Origin of the sequence: Streptomyces sp. NPDC006332 (assembly GCF_040612855.1) — a bacterium.
GTDB lineage: Bacteria > Actinomycetota > Actinomycetes > Streptomycetales > Streptomycetaceae > Streptomyces.
The window spans coordinates 15,164-29,979 of record NZ_JBEXRA010000030.1; the positions used below are offsets into that span (position 1 = coordinate 15,164).

Below are 14,816 nucleotides of genomic sequence, written 5' to 3' on the forward strand. Positions count from 1 at the left end.
GATGGCCGTGTCAGAGGAGGCCGAGTCCGCGCAGGTCGCTCGCGTACTTGGTGATGAGGTCGGCGGACAGGTGGGGGACGGTCCAGTCCTTGCCGATCCCGGCCTCGCGGACGGCGTCCGTGAAGCGGTCGGCCGGAATGGCCGAGCCGAGCGTCGGTTTCCCCGGCTTCTCGAAGGCGTGCAGCAGCGGCAGCAGGGAGTGCCGGCGTCGCGTCTCCGGCAGCGCTCGCAGGGCGGTTTCGAACCGGGTGAACCACTCGTCGTAGTCCGCCACGCGCCGGATCGTGTGGCCGTCCTCCACCAGCCAGTCGACGAAGGTGTCCAATGAGATCCCGTCGTCGTGGGGGTTGACGACGTTGTACGTACGGTGGCGGGCCCTGTTGCGTGCGCCGAGGGTGTCGACGGCCTGGGCGACGAAGTCGACGGGCAGCCCGTCGTAGTGCGCCCGCCGCCGGCCGCCCTGGTCGTCGGTGCGGTAGAAGGACTGCGGGGCGATGCCGGTGGTCAGGATGCTGAAGAGCAGGCGGGTGAACATGTCGGGCACGTTCAGCTGACCCGTGTGGCGGGTGTGGGCGAGGATCATGTCCGACCGGAACACCGTCACCGGCAGACCGTAGGCGTCATGCGCCTCGCGCAGCAGGACCTCGCCCGCCCATTTGCTGGTCGAGTAGCCGGTGGCGTAGCCGTCGCCGAGCATGCGCACGGGGCTCAGCGTGCGGATGTCGGTGATCTCGGCGAACCGCGCCACGTCGGACCCGGCGGTCACGCCGACGGTGGACAGGTAGACGAACGGCTTCATCCTCCCGGTGAGGGCGAGGCGGATCAGCTCGGCGGTGCCGACGACGTTGGGGCCGAACAGCTGGTCGTAGGGCAGGACGTGGTTGACCAGGGCCGCGGGATGGAGGATGAGGTCGACGTCCTCCGCCAGCCGCTTCCAGGTGGCCGGGTCCAGGCCGAGCCGTTCCTCGCCGATGTCCCCGGCAAGCACCTCCGCATGACCGGCCGCCAGCGCGCGGTAGCGGCTCAGCAGGTCGGCGTCGCCACCGGAGAAGGCGTCCTCCAGGCGGCGCCCGGCGTCCTCGGCGTCACGGCCCCGTACGACGCAGACCAGCCTTCCGCCGGTCTTGGCCAGCCGCTCCAGCCAGTCCAGGCACATGAACCGGCCCAGATACCCGGTGGCCCCCGTCAGCAGCACGGTCCGCGGGGCCACCTGGCCCGTCGGACGCCGCAGCCGATCGGCCCCCCTCAGCGTCTCGGCGTCGACGAACCGTTCCAGCGTGAGGTCGGCGGCACGCGCCTCGATGCTGTCGGCGCCGTGGACCGAAGCGAAGGTCGGCCGCCGCGTGCCCGAGGCCCGCGCGGCCTCGACGTGGTCCGCGACGGCCCGCAGGTCGTTCGCCGGGCTGAGCAGCAGCCCGACCGGCACCTCCACCTCGAAGACGTCCCGCAGCAGCCGGGAGAAGGACATCGCCGACAGCGAGTCGATCCCCAGGTCGGCGAAGCGCGCGTTCTCGTGCAGTTCCGCCTCGGAGCAGCCCAGCAGCGCGACGAGTCCGCGGCGGAGGGCCTCGAACACCGGCTGGCCGGGCCCCGCCTCGCGCAGCGAACGCAGGGTGTCCTCACGACCGCTCGCCAGCTCCTCGTAGAGGTCTTCGAGGCGGTCCGCGTAGCGCGCCTTGAGCTGCGGACGCAGGTTCTTGTGGATCTGCGACAGCAGACCGTTCTCCGCGGTGAACGCCTCGGGCTCGACGAGGAAGTCGCGGGGGATCTCGTACGGTTGTAGTCCGGCCTGGCGTGCGGCGTGCTGGAGCGACTCGCTCAGCGACCGCTTCAGCTCGTCGTGGCTCGCGGACCGGGCGAGGACCTCCTCGGTGGGGACGACGACGGCCAGCAGGTGGGCGCGCTCGCTGTTGCCGTAGACGTAGATCTGCCGCACCAGCGGGCCGGTGACGAAGACGCTCTCCAGGCGGGAGACCGCGACGAACTCGCCCTGGGAGAGCTTCAGTACGTGGTTGCGTCGGTCGACGTAGACGAGTTGGTCGGGGCCGGTCTCGGCCATGACGTCGCCCGTCCGGTAGAAGCCGTCCGCGTCGAACACCTCGGCCGTCGTCTCGGGCCGCTTGTAGTACCCGGGCGTGACGGACTCCGTCTTGATCAGCAACTCGCCCCGGGGATAGGGGGAGTCCGTGGTGAAGTAGCCGAGTTCGGGGACGTCGACGAGCTTGTAGTCGATCACGGGAGGCCGCTGCACGCGTGAGTCGAACACCACGACGCCGCTCTCGGTGGACCCGTAGCCGTCGTGCAGGGGCAGCTTCAGGCACGACTCGACGAAACGCTTCAGCTCCTGGGAGACGGGCGCGCTGGCGCACACGAGGGTGCGCACACGGCCGCCCACGAACCGTTCCCGCAGGTCCGTCTTCACCGCCGCGTCGAGAGCTTCGCGGTCGCTGAACTCCGGTGCGCGGCGGCCCAGTTCGTTCTGGTACTCCTGGTGCAGCATGTCGCAGATCCGCGGCACCAGCAGAAGCTGGGTCGGCCGGGCGAGCCCCATGTCCTCGAAGAGGGTGGACATGTCGCTTCGGGCGGTGAAGTACGAGATTCCGCCCCTGCCGAGGGTGGAGTACAGGTTCGCCCGGCCGAACACATGGTTCATGGGCATGAAGTTGATGCCGACGGAGGGAAGGTCGGTGGGCAACGGCAGACTCACCCAGAGCCGGTGGAGCATGCTCTCGGTGTAGATGGCGCCCTTCGGCGTGCCCGTGCTGCCGGAGGTGTAGATCAGCAGCCGCATCGGGTCCTCACCGGGATCCGGCTGGAACAAGGGCACCGGCGGCAGGCCGCGGCCACGGTCGGTCACCGCGGCGAGGGAGTCGACGGCGGTGAGGCCCGCCTCGGCCAGTCGCCGCCGCGCGGCCTCGAACCTCTCCCGCTCCTCGTCGACCTCGGGGTGGTGGTCGAACACCACGAGCCGCGGCTTCGAGGCGCTGGACAGCACCAACTCGACCGCTGTGTCCAGGGTTTCCATACTGGTCGCCAGGACGCGCGGCCCGGTCTCCCCGACGATCGGCTCCAGCCGGGCGAGGGGTGCGTTCGCCGGCAACGGCACGGTCACCGCGCCCAGCCGCAGGCAGGCCAGGTCCAGCGTCGTGTAGTCGACGCCGGTGAAGCCGCAGACCGCGACGAAGTCCCCCGGCCGGACGGGGTGCCGGGTGTCCTGGCACCACTCGGCCGCGATCGCGCCGGCCCGTTCCCACAGTTCGGCGTACGTGATCTGCGTGAACCGCGGCAGCAGCCGCAGGGAGGTCCGGCCGGTCACCGGGTCGGTCACCGTTTCCCGGGCCCTTTCACCGAGGGCCGGGCGTTCGGCGTACCCCTCCATGATCAGGGCCACGGCTCGTGCCAGACCCTCCGTGCACTCGCGTACGGCCGCGCTGAGCGACTCCAGCGGGAGCGTCTCGTGCAACTGCTTGTCGTTCGCGAGCGAACCAACCTCGGATGGTGAAGACACCGGTTCTCACCGACTTTCCGTCAGGGGGGGATGGGGGAGCGGGGCGGTGCCGGACGGCATCCCGGGTGCCGGGAGGACTCTGCCGGGGCGGTCCGCCGCGCGGGTGCGGCCCGTCGGAGTGCGCGCATGCCGACGGGCAGGGAATGTCTCGAGTCAGGGGGCGGCGCAAGGGCCAGGTGTCCCAGCGACAAGGCCCGCACCCTTGCGGGGCGTACCGGATCGACGGCCAACGTCCGCGGGTCCGCCCGCGTGGCGGTGGGATGCGGGGCGTTTCCCTCTATGTGCGGATGAACGGCCCCCTTGGGAGTACTGGTCTCCCGCAGTGCTCGTCGGTGGCCGTGCCCGACGCCACGTGGGACGGCGACGGCCGACGCGTCGCGCGGACCGCGTCGGCGCCACACGGAGCGGTATGTTCAACGACCGTGTCCGTGGGGGGACCTGGCACCGTTCCTCCTTGGGCTCGGATCTCCGTGTACGCAGCAACGATCTTAATATCGTTACATGGCTGTCAAGTAAAGTAATGGCAAGGTAGGTGTAGAGCATGGCCGAGAACGACGAGAAGAGAGCCCCGGGGGGCAAGGGCCCCGGCAGGCCGCGTGACCCGTCCGTGGAGAAGGCGATCCTGCGGGCGACCGTCAAGCGGTTCGTATCGGACGGCTACGCTCGCATGACGATCGGTGACATCGCCGCCGACGCGGGCGTCACCAGGCCCACCGTGTACCGGCGTTGGGCGAACAAGCACGACCTCGTCGTGGATGCCCTGGACTTCAACTTCCAGGAGGAGCGGGAGCGCGACCCGATCGGCCCGCTGGAGGACCTTCCGCCCGCCGACGCGCTGGGGAGGGCGCTGCGGTACGCGGTTCCGTACGCCCCTCCGGGCCGGGGTATGACGGTGATCGGGCATGTTCTGACCGAGACCGAGCACAATTCCGGTCTCCTGGAGCTGGTACGGCGCCACGCGATCGGTCCCCGGATGCAGCCCCTGATCGACACATTGCGGCGGCTGCATGAGGAAGGCGTCCTGCGCCCGGACATGGACGTGCTGGTCATCGCCGACATGATGACCGGCAGCATCTACTCGTCCTACCTGCGCACCGGCGACCGGGACCCTGGTCTCGCGGACCGGATCGTCGCGGCCCTGTGGCCCGTTCTCGCCGACCACTAGCCGAGGAGGGGCCAACTCGACTTGGCATTTGGAAACCGATCGGTTTACGATGACGGGAAACCGGACGGTTTCCGTTGTCTGGGGCGTCGGCGGGGGCTCGTCCCCACCCGGTCGCCGCGAGCCGAGCTGAACGGTTTTGAGGCAGAAAGCCCCCGGCCTGCGATGGTGCCGTCCGGTCTCCTCCCGATGTAGCTGTGTTGTCCAGGCCGGAGTAAGTCATGAATGGAATTCACCCCTTCCGCGTGCTGCGCGCGAAACCCCTGTGGATCGCCAGCGGCGTCATCACCGGCGTTCTCGCGCTGCTGTTCGCCGTGCTGTACGTCGGCGCCAACATCGACCCGGCCGGCCACATGAAGAAGCTGCCCGTCGGCCTGGTCAACGCCGACAAGGGAGCCGCGGTCGGCGGCAGGCAGGTCAACCTGGGGGCCCAGATCACCGACTCGATCAGGAAGTCCACCGCGGGAGGGGACAAGATCGACTGGAAGGTGATGGACGAGCGGGAGATGAAGGAGGAACTCGGCAAGGGCAAGCTGTACGGCGCGCTCGTCGTGCCCGGCGACTTCACGTCCTCCGTCACCGCACTGACCGGCACCGCGCCCACCGGGACCCCGGTCCGCCCGGCGCTGACGGTGCTGACCAACCAGGCGGCCGGCAGCCTGGGCTCCAGTCTGGCGCGGGTCGCGACGACGCAGGCGGCCGACAACGCCTCGCTGCACGTGGGCAAGGAGCTGACCGCACAGACCGGCGCCCAGCAGGCGAAACTGCCCGCCGCGGCCCGCGTCCTGCTCGCCGACCCGGCTGCCGTCACGGTGAAGGACGGCCACCCCCTCGACTCACACAGCGGCCTGGGCCTGACGGCGTTCTACTACGCGCTCACCCTCGTGGTGTGCGGCATGCTCTCCGCCAACGTCATCAGCGGCCAGGTCGACCACGCCCTCGGCTACACCCACAACGACATGGGCCCACTGCGCCTGCACCGCCCGCTGATCCGGGCGACCCGGGTGCAGACCCTCGCCATCAGCAGCACCCTCATGGCCGGACTGTCCCTGCTGATGGGCACCCTGGTCATGGTCGGCGCGGTCGGCATCATGGGCATGGACGCCTCCCACCTGCCGCTGCTGTGGCTGTACTCGGTGTGCGCCGTCGCGGTCTCCGGGATCGGCGCGCTCACCCTCCTCGCTGTCTTCGGCACGCCAGGCATGCTGGTGGCCACGCTGGTCTTCATCGGAATGGCGGTGCCGACGGCCAACGCCACCACGCCGATCCAGGCGCTGCCCGGCTTCTACCGATTCCTCGCGGAGTTCGAGCCGCTGCGGCAGATCACCGGCGGCATCCGCTCGATCCTCTACTTCGACGCGCAGGGCGACGCGGGACTGACCCGGGGCTGGGTGATGATGGCGGCCGGCCTGGTGGCGGCAGCACTGTTCGGTTTCGGCGTGCTGGGCTGGTACGACCGCAAGGGGTTGCACCGCATCCCGGTCGAGACGGAGCCCGAGAAGAACGCCACCACGGTGTAGTCAAAGCCCTTCAGCATCTCCCAGGACGGGGCCGTTGTGCGGAGTGGCCCCGTGTGTGTCGCCCCCGTGCGGACGAGGGGAGGGCGACACCATCAGGGCTCGGCGACGGTCTTTCCCTCAAGGCCGTCGCCGAGCTTCTGAGCGGACTCCAGGTGCCCGGACGGCTCCCGAACCCCCTGGAAACCGATCGGTTTTCATTTCGTCCGATTCGAGTTAACCTCGCGATATGACCACCGAAGTCAAATCAAGCTCCAGAGAGCGCCTGCTGGAGGCAGCGGCCACGCTCACCTACCGAGACGGTGTCAACGTCGGCGTCGAGGCCCTGTGCAAGGCGGCGGGGGTGTCGAAGCGCTCCATGTACCAGCTCTTCGAGAGCAAGGACGATCTGCTGGCGGCAAGCCTGAAGGAGCGCACTGCCCCCTTCGTGGCCGCTCTCCTGCCCCCGGCGGCCGACGGCCGCTCTGCCCGCGAACGGATCCTGCACGTCTTCGAGCAGTTGGAGTCGCAGGCGGGCGCACCCGACTTCCGAGGCTGCCCGTACCTGGCTGTGCAGATCGAGCTGAAGGACCAGAGTCACTCTGCGAGCCAGGTGGCGCACCGGATCAAGGCGAAACTGGCGGCCTTCTTCCGCGCCGAGGCAGATCAGGGCGGCGCGAGCGGCCCCGACCTGCTGGCCCGGCAGCTGATCCTGGTCTTCGACGGCGCCAGCGCCCGCGCGGGGATCGGGGCCGACACGATGACGGGACTCATCGCCCCCACCGTGATCACCCTGCTCGACGCGGCTGGCGTGCGCTGACACCTCGCCTTCCCGCAAGGCTTCCTTGCCTCCTGGCTACTTCCCCGCTCCCGGCAGGAGCCCGATGGCGGTGCGAGTGTTCCCGAGCATGCCGCAGGCGAAGAAACGTGCGCTCCGGTCGGCATCGGCGCCCAGCGCCAGGTGCACGGCTTCCGTGCCATGTGCTGCCTCATCGAGAACGCGTGAGGTCCCGCGAAGTACGGCGAGACCTCGGTCAATCGGCGAGCCGATTCCCGCAGGCAGGGCCGCCCGGCCCCACCCCACGGTCAGTCGAGGGTGGTGGTGGAACCGGACGGCGACCAGTGGGGCGTGTCGATCGGTGAGTAGTACGTGTCCTTCTGGTCCAGGCGTTCCATCCGGCGCCCGGAGTGCTCCTTGATCACCTCGGGGTCGAGCGGTGGCACGAACGTGTTGTTCACCAGGGTGTATTCAGCGGCGAGGCGTCCCACCGGAGCGATGGCACCGAAGTCGATCCGGCCGCCCACATAGAGGTCGTCCCGGATGTAGAAGCGCTCCACATTGCCCCAGACGACGTTGTTGAGTCCGTCGGGCGACGAGAAGATGTGCTCGACGGTGCACTCGAACGCGATGGGCGCGCCCTTGATACGCGGCGGACGAACGGCCTCGGACGGCACCTTCTCCAGCCCGACCGTGTCGAACTCGTCGACGTCGGGCTCGAATTCGAAGGCGCTGCGGTGCAGCCCCTCGATCTGCGGCAGGGTGGCGATGTTGGAGACGAACTCGCCGGTGTCACGGATGTTGACGAAGCTGTCCTTGAGCGTGGCGCCGTCCGAGCGCGGCTGCATCGACAGCGAGATCCGGGGCGGCTTGCGCCCGACGACTGTGAAGAAGGAGATGGGGGCCAGGTTGCCCACGCCCTCGGTGGAGAGGGTGCTCACCCAGGCGATGGGGCGGGGGATGACGCTGCCGATGAGCAGCTTGTAGGCGGACTTCTCGTCCAGGTCCGCGGAGTCGATGATCATGTGGCGTCCTCTGGTTGGCAGCGAGTGGGGGAGTGGGGGAGTTGGGGGGATCAGCGGCCCTTGAAGGGGAGAACGGGCCGGGGTCGGCCCTCTGTGAGGGCCTTGGCGGCGGAGGCCAGGCCGTCCTTGACGTCCTCGGTCTCGAAGAGAGGGACGGCGAGGTCGAACAGCTGCTGGTCGGCGGACGGGATGCCGCCTGTGGCCCAGGCGCGCAGCAACGCCTTGTGTACGACGTGCGCCCGGGTGGGCCCCTGGGCGATCTTCTGGGCGAAGGCCTCGGCTTCGGTGCGCAGTTCGTCGTCGGGGACGACGCGGTTGATGACCCCGGCCTCGGCCATGACCGAGGCGGGTACCTGCTCGGAGGTCAGTGCCCATTCGAAGGCGCGGGCCCGGCCGGCCCGTTCGGCCACGCGGTGGATCCCACCCAGGAGGGTGACGATGCCGAGCGACTGCTCGGGATGGCCGAAGCGGGCGCTCTCGGCGGCGAGGATGATGTCGGCGCGCAGCGCGAGTTCGAACCCGCCGCCGAAGCACAGCCCCTGCACCGCTGCCACGACCGGGACGGGGAGCTGTTCGAACCGGTTGATCACGGCCATGATCTGGTCGAAGTCGGCTCGCAGGCTGGTGCGGTCGGCGTCGAGCCAGGGCCGGAAGTCGCCACCGTAGCTGAAGTCGGGTCCCTCGGCCCGCAGCACGACGGCGCGGGCCTGGCTGCGCGTGATGGCGTCGACGGCTTCGCTGAGCTCTTGGGCGAACTCGGGTGCCAAGCGGTTCTGCGGGGGGTTGTCGAGGACGATCGTGGCGACATCGCCAGCGATGGAGTGAGTGAGAACGGGCATGGTATTTCCTTGGCTCGGGACAGTGCGGGCGGGCTCGCGGCTCATCGGAAGAGGCGCTCGTGGAATCAGCCCCCGGGCAGATTGCGCCGCGGTGGGGAACTACGTGCTGTACGAGGCGAAGTGGCCCCTACGGATGAGCGTCAGCCGCTCGGGTTCCATAGCTGTTCGTAGGGCGCCGACGCGAGGCCGGCAGGGTGAGGTGGTCGTCGTTGGCGACGTCATCAGCACGGGTCGGTGTGCGGAGAGCGGGTCAGGCCCGGGCCGTCAGCGAGGGGAGGTCAAACAGGCATCGAGGTGTGCCGCGACACCGGTGCCGCCACCGCTCTCCCGCTCCGGAGTGCAAGGGGCGTCTTGGGGGCTGCGGGGGCTGACGAGCTCATGATCGACACCTTTCGTGCGGCTGCGTTGCCGATCCAACTGAAAGGACTGTAAGCCTATAGCTCATTTCAGTTCAAGCGGGCGGGTGTGCCGTACCCTGAGGCAGTGGCCACATGGCTACGGTCATGTCGGCACAACGGCGACGAGTGAAGGGGGCAGGGCCATGGCGTGGTCCGCATCCACGCGGTACGAGGTCGATCCCGCACCGCTCGGGCTGGCGCTGGTGCACGACCTGCTCAACACCATCTCCGCCGGCCGCCCCCGGGCAGCCGATCTTCTGGGCGACCTCGCCGAAGCGCAGGCATGGGTGGACCAGGCTCTGGAGTGCTGGGCCCAGGAGACGGCGCAGACCGCCGCGCAAGTGCGCCTCACCGAGAACGATCTCGAGGAACTGCGCGGTCTGCGTGCCGAGTTGAGGCGGTTTCTGACCTCACCGGACGGCGACGGCCCACGCGGCGACGACGCTGACCTGGCGCCTGCCGTTCATGTCGCGGCGGCGGCCTTGCGGATGGACCGCGGCGGACGCGTCGTCCTGGAGCCGCGCGGACAGGGGTGGCGGTACGTGGCCGCCCTGGTGCTCCTTGAGATGTTCCAGGCCCAGCAGGCGGACACCTGGCGCCGGCTCAAGATCTGCCGCAACGCCCGTTGCGCGACGGCGTTCTTCGACCGCTCACGCAACAGCAGCGGCGTGTGGCACTCCACCAGGACCTGCGGCAATCCGGAGAATCTACGAGCTCACCGGGCACGTCAGCGCGTGCGGACGGCCGGGTCGTAGAAGAAGTCCGGGCCGAGGACGTCGAGGAGCTGCTTCCCGGCGTGTTCGGAGAGCAGGAGGCTCTCGTTGAGGAAGCGGTGGTGGATGGCCACCGTCGTGATACGGCCCTGTTCGTCGCGGACGAGAACGGTCACGCCCTTCAGCCGCAGTCCGCCGAGGGCCTGCGCGGTCCACTCCAGGTAGGTGCGCCGGCCGCTGGTCGCCTGGTGGGTGAACTCCAGGGACTCGTAGATGTTGCTCATCACCGTCATCGCCCGTGCGACCCGTTCGTGGCCCTCGATCGGGCGGGTGAGCAGTGTCGCCTCCAGGACGACGTCCGGGGCGAAGGCCTGATTGAAGGCCGCCTGAGACCGCGCGTCGAATGCCTCCGTCCAGTCCACCTGGGGGACGCCGGCTGCGGTGTTGCCTGCTGACTGTGACATGTGAGGCCTCATCTCTGAAACAACTGTAAGCCATTTGCTCACTTCACGATTCCCTCAGAGGTTGCCTCAATGCGCCAGAGGGTGAGGGTATGGCGAAGGCCACATGGGTTTGAGTGACCTAACTAAAAGAATTAACCTCATTGCGTCATTCGGGCTTTCGCTGATTCCTGGCGGCTTGGCTGCTCGGAAGGCGGCCCGATGAACTCGCCCTTCCCGGACACGTTCGGGGGCCGCCTTCGCTCAGACGCGTTCCTCGTACCCGATGGCGCGCAGGAGGAAGGGCAGCAGGCGGTCGGCGGTCTCCGCCGCGGTTGCCGCGTCCACCTCGTCCGGCGGCAGCGGGGTGAGGAAGAACCTGCTGACCATGGGACCGAGGACCAGGTCGCCGAGCAGGTCGGCGTGCTCCACCGGTGGGATCTCGCCTCGCTCCACCGCACGTTGCGTGATCTCTTCCATGCGCCGGCGGATGGGCAGCACGAAAGCGTTCGTGAGGGCCTCGGCGAGCGGGGTGTTGTGCGGGGCCTCGCCGATCAAGGTCTGCAACACCCCTCCTTCTCTCCCGGTCAAGGACGCCGCTTTGTCCCGGAGCAGGGCGCGGAGGTCGCCTTCGAGCGTGCCGGTGTCGGTGTGTGTCGTGAGTTCCTGGGCGTAGGCGGCGGCTGCATCGACGACCATGACCTCCTTGGACGGCCAGCGGCGGTAGAGGGTGGCGGTGGACACTCCCGCACGGGACGCGACGGCGGCGGTGGTGAGCGCGCGGTAACCGCTCTCGGTCAGAACGGCCATCGTCGCATCCAGCAGCGCCCGGTCGCGGGAGGCGTCGCGGGGGCGTCCCCGGCGTGCCTGTGCCCCGGTCATCGGGCGGTTCCCGAGCGGATCGGGCGGGACGTAGATGCGGCGGAGCCCAGTGGGTGGTCGGGCTGCCGTACGAAACGCTGAGTAATGGTGGGGTAGGTCACACGCCTAGTATACAAACAAACGAAACGAAAATCTTTCGTTTCGTATATGGTGTGGGTATGAACACCAACGCACCCGCCGGCGGTCAGCCGGACATCGCACCTGAGGTGGCCCGTGCGGCCGAGACCGTCGCGCGACTGCGGGCCACGTTCAATACCGGCCATACCAAGCCCGTGACCTGGCGCAAGGAGCAACTGCAGGCGCTGAGACGTCTGCTGACGGAGCATGAGGACCTGTTCGCGCAGGCGCTGCAGACCGACCTCGGCAAGAGCGCGACCGAGTCGCACATGATGGAGATCGGCTTCCTCGTCAGGAAGATCGACCACACCCTGCGTCATCTAGACCGGTGGCTGCGTCCGGCCAGGGTCTCCGTGCCGCTGTCGCTCGCGCCGTCCCGGGCCTGGACCGTGCGTGAGCCGCTGGGCGTCGTGCTGGTCATCAGCCCCTGGAACTACCCGGTCAATCTGGCGCTCGCGCCGGTCATTGGCGCCCTGGCCGCCGGCAACAGCGTGGTCCTCAAGCCCAGCGAGGTCGCCCCCGCGACCTCGGCCCTGCTCGCCCATTGGCTGCCCCGGGTCCTGGACCCGCAGGCCGTCGCCGTCGTCGAGGGGGGCGTGGCGGAGACGACCGCGCTGCTGGAACAGCGCTTCGACCACATCTTCTACACCGGCAACGGCTCGGTGGGGCGTATCGTCATGGCCGCCGCGGCCCGCCATCTCACTCCCGTCACCCTGGAGCTGGGCGGCAAGAGCCCCGCCGTGGTCGAACCGGGCGCCGACCTCGCGACGGCCGCCCGCCGCATCGCCTGGGGCAAGTTCATGAACGCGGGCCAGACCTGCGTCGCACCCGACTACGTCCTCGCGATAGGTGAGGCGGGCACCGAGATAGAGGCGCACCTGCGCGATGCGATCCGCGAGATGTACGGCACCGATCCGGCCCACAGCAACGACTACGGCCACATCATCAACGAGCGCCACTTCGACCGGCTGGCCGGCCTGCTGAACGACGGCCGGACCGTCGTCGGCGGCGACCACGACCGGGAAGCCCGCTACATCGCGCCCACCGTGCTGGCCGACATCGACCCCGACTCCCCGGTGATGCGCGACGAGATCTTCGGCCCCATCCTGCCCATCGTCCGGGTCCCCGACCTGGACGCGGCCATCGCCTTCATCACCGGACGGGACAAGCCGCTGGCCCTGTACGCCTTCACCGCGTCGAAGCGTTCCAAGCGGCGCCTGACCGCGGAGACCTCCTCCGGCGGCCTGGCCTTCGGTGTCCCGACCGCCCAGCTCGGCGTGCCAGACCTGCCCTTCGGCGGTGTCGGTGAGAGCGGCATGGGCCGCTACCACGGCTCGTACTCCCTGGACACCTTCAGTCACATCAAGTCCGTCCTCGACAAGCCGCTCCAGGCTGACACGCTGCGCGTGGCCTATCCGCCCTACACCCGCCGCAAGGACCGCATCCTGCGACGCATCACGTGAGCCGGATCGGCGACGAGCACGAGGGCGCGGTCGACGTGATCCGCCCAGCAGCCAGGGATGACGACCCTCGTCGTCACGACCATCGCCGAGACGGGCCTTTGGGTCTGCCTCGGCACCAGATGACGGTCGCCGACCGCCACAAGGATTGAAAGGAGAAGGGGAGAGGTACCCGCGAGGACGCCGATTCCCGACCGCCATGAACGCAATTGACTACCGCACCCAGACCACATTGATCACCGGGGCGAGTGCCGGCCTCGGCGCGGAGTTCGCCCGCCGGCTCGCCGAGCGGGGCTCGAACCTCGTGCTGGTCGCCCGCCGCGCGGACCGGCTGGAGGCCCTGGCCGACGAACTGTCGGCGAAGTACCAGGTCACCGCCACCGCGGTGCCTTTCGACCTCACCGTGCCGGCTGCGGGCGAAGCACTGGCCAGGGAGGTGGCCCGGCGCGGGATCACCGTCACCAGCCTCGTCAACAACGCCGGCTTCGGCACCCATAGCCCGTTCCGCCAGGAGGACCCGGAGCGCGTCCAGCAGGAGATCGGCCTGAACGTGGCCACCCTGGTCGATGTCACCAGGGCCTTCATCGACCAGCTGACCGGTGTCCTGGTCAACGTCGCCAGCACCCTCGGGTACCAGCCGTGGCCGAACGCCGCCGTCTACGGGGCGAGCAAGGCCTTCGTGCTGAGTTTCACCGAGGCGCTGTGGCAGGAATCGCGAGGGACGGGGCTGCGCGTGCTCGCTCTCTCCCCGGGCCCGACCCGCACCGAGTTCTTCGACGCGCTCGGCTCCGACGACATGGCCCGCGGTGTCCGGATGCAGACCCCGCGCCAGGTGGTCACCACCGCACTGCGCGCACTGGACCGGCGCAACCCGCCGCCCAGCGTCGTCTCCGGCACATTCAACTGGCTGGGCACCCTCGTCTCGCGCTTCGCCACGCGCCGAGGCACCGTTCTGGCGTTCGGCGCGATGACCCGGTGGCAGATGCGCTCGAGCGGGCCTGGCCACTGACACTCTCCAGACCACCGTCACATCGCATTGACGATGCCATCAACGACGCCCTCCGGGCGGCGCTGGACATCATCCATCGCCCTTCCCGGCACGCCGTGCTGGCGACGTTCAAGGGCCCCAGCTTCTGCTTCGGCGGCGGGACCTCGACCTGACCGCAGGCGACGCCGACCGATCGTCACACAGCACCAGCCCGCGCGAACACGGTGCGCACCCACCCCCTACCCATGGCTCGCTGTGCCCGTCACCGAGCCGATCGGGCAGGGGAATCGTGTACAGAAAGGCACCACCGTGAAGGTGAAGGCAGCCGTTGCGACCGCCAAGGAACAGCCGCGCGTCATCGAGAGCGTCGAGATCCACGAGTCCCGCCCCCGATGAGGTGCAGGTGCGTCTGGTCGCCACCGGCGTCTGTCCCACCGACGCGATCGTGCGCGACGAGCGGTACCCCACGCCCCTTCCGTCGGTACTCGGCCACGAGGGGGTGACGGATGCTCAGCGATGGCCGAGCCCGTGGGTCAGTCGATGCCTTCGATTATGCGGAAGTCGCGCTCGACGCTGTCGGAGAGGACCACCAGCGCCTTCTGGTAAGCCTCGCTCTCGTATGCTGCGACGGCTTGTTCGAAGCTGTCGAACTCGATCAAAATGACGCGTTGCGTGTTTCCGGCGTCGTGGGCGACGACTCGGGCGCCACGGGACAGAACCCGCCCGCCCCCGGCTTGGACGGCCGGACCGGCCAACTTGTCGTAGGCAGCCAGCCTCTCAGGGTCGGAAATGGCGCGGTAGACACTGACCCAGTAGCCCTTGGCCATGGAAACCTCCTGTGTTCGGCCGGACATGTCCGACTTCGAATTGGCGCTCAGATTGCTCGATCCCGGCGACGGAGCACCGGGCATTTGTGAGGACGTACTGATGCGGCCTGGTTCGGGTCCGCCACCTGCGGCTGCCGGTTCGCGTCCCGGCGAAGACTTCCTCAGCGCCCCGGACGCCTTCGG

Annotated in this window: 12 protein-coding genes and 1 pseudogene; 7 read left to right on the forward strand and 6 right to left on the reverse strand. The window is 68.9% G+C overall.

Annotated features, from left to right (window positions below):
* Positions 1 to 10: 10 nt before the first annotated feature.
* Positions 11 to 3,508 (reverse strand): carboxylic acid reductase, encoded by a 3,498-nt coding sequence (gene car / locus ABZ027_RS25285; RefSeq protein ID WP_356772087.1) that lies wholly within the window; start codon positions 3,506 to 3,508, stop codon positions 11 to 13.
* 541 nt (positions 3,509 to 4,049) lie between these two features.
* Between car and ABZ027_RS25290 the strand changes: the two genes are divergently transcribed.
* From ABZ027_RS25290 to ABZ027_RS25300, 3 genes are all read left to right on the forward strand, one after another.
* Positions 4,050 to 4,673: a TetR/AcrR family transcriptional regulator gene (locus ABZ027_RS25290; RefSeq protein WP_356772089.1), complete on the forward strand. Its 624-nt coding sequence runs from the start codon at positions 4,050 to 4,052 to the stop codon at positions 4,671 to 4,673.
* A gap of 218 nt (positions 4,674 to 4,891) precedes the next feature.
* Positions 4,892 to 6,190, forward strand: a complete 1,299-nt coding sequence (locus ABZ027_RS25295) for an SNG1 family protein (protein ID WP_356772091.1) — start codon at positions 4,892 to 4,894, stop codon at positions 6,188 to 6,190.
* A gap of 226 nt (positions 6,191 to 6,416) precedes the next feature.
* Complete coding sequence (locus tag ABZ027_RS25300) at positions 6,417 to 6,986, forward strand: TetR/AcrR family transcriptional regulator (RefSeq protein WP_356772093.1); 570 nt, start codon at positions 6,417 to 6,419, stop codon at positions 6,984 to 6,986.
* A gap of 266 nt (positions 6,987 to 7,252) precedes the next feature.
* Here the strand turns inward: ABZ027_RS25300 and ABZ027_RS25305 are convergent, their stop codons facing one another.
* Both ABZ027_RS25305 and ABZ027_RS25310 read right to left on the reverse strand, forming a co-directional pair.
* Entirely contained in the window at positions 7,253 to 7,969 is a 717-nt protein-coding gene (locus ABZ027_RS25305; protein WP_356772095.1) for a flavin reductase family protein, read from the reverse strand.
* 50 nt (positions 7,970 to 8,019) lie between these two features.
* Positions 8,020 to 8,808, reverse strand: coding sequence for an enoyl-CoA hydratase/isomerase family protein (locus ABZ027_RS25310; RefSeq protein ID WP_356772097.1), 789 nt, complete (start codon positions 8,806 to 8,808; stop codon positions 8,020 to 8,022).
* A 541-nt stretch (positions 8,809 to 9,349) separates the two neighbouring features.
* Between ABZ027_RS25310 and ABZ027_RS25315 the strand changes: the two genes are divergently transcribed.
* The gene (locus tag ABZ027_RS25315; protein WP_356772099.1) at positions 9,350 to 9,961 is read left to right on the forward strand and encodes a CGNR zinc finger domain-containing protein; all 612 of its coding nucleotides are present in this window, start codon (positions 9,350 to 9,352) and stop codon (positions 9,959 to 9,961) included.
* Here ABZ027_RS25315 and ABZ027_RS25320 read toward each other — a convergent pair.
* Both ABZ027_RS25320 and ABZ027_RS25325 read right to left on the reverse strand, forming a co-directional pair.
* The gene (locus ABZ027_RS25320) at positions 9,934 to 10,383 is read right to left on the reverse strand and encodes a nuclear transport factor 2 family protein (RefSeq protein ID WP_356772100.1); all 450 of its coding nucleotides are present in this window, start codon (positions 10,381 to 10,383) and stop codon (positions 9,934 to 9,936) included. The genes ABZ027_RS25315 and ABZ027_RS25320 overlap by 28 nt on opposite strands.
* 240 nt (positions 10,384 to 10,623) lie before the next feature.
* Positions 10,624 to 11,241 (reverse strand): TetR/AcrR family transcriptional regulator, encoded by a 618-nt coding sequence (locus ABZ027_RS25325; protein ID WP_356772102.1) that lies wholly within the window; start codon positions 11,239 to 11,241, stop codon positions 10,624 to 10,626.
* 158 nt (positions 11,242 to 11,399) lie between these two features.
* Between ABZ027_RS25325 and ABZ027_RS25330 the strand changes: the two genes are divergently transcribed.
* The 3 genes and pseudogenes from ABZ027_RS25330 to ABZ027_RS25340 form a co-directional block, all read left to right on the forward strand.
* Positions 11,400 to 12,821 (forward strand): aldehyde dehydrogenase family protein, encoded by a 1,422-nt coding sequence (locus ABZ027_RS25330; RefSeq protein WP_356772104.1) that lies wholly within the window; start codon positions 11,400 to 11,402, stop codon positions 12,819 to 12,821.
* Between the two features lie 196 nt (positions 12,822 to 13,017).
* Positions 13,018 to 13,827, forward strand: coding sequence for an SDR family oxidoreductase (locus ABZ027_RS25335; protein ID WP_356772106.1), 810 nt, complete (start codon positions 13,018 to 13,020; stop codon positions 13,825 to 13,827).
* Between the two features lie 382 nt (positions 13,828 to 14,209).
* A pseudogene (locus tag ABZ027_RS25340) lies at positions 14,210 to 14,254 on the forward strand (hypothetical protein); the annotation flags it as partial.
* Between the two features lie 85 nt (positions 14,255 to 14,339).
* Here ABZ027_RS25340 and ABZ027_RS25345 read toward each other — a convergent pair.
* Positions 14,340 to 14,633: a DUF1330 domain-containing protein gene (locus ABZ027_RS25345; RefSeq protein WP_356772108.1), complete on the reverse strand. Its 294-nt coding sequence runs from the start codon at positions 14,631 to 14,633 to the stop codon at positions 14,340 to 14,342.
* Positions 14,634 to 14,816 lie beyond the last annotated feature (183 nt).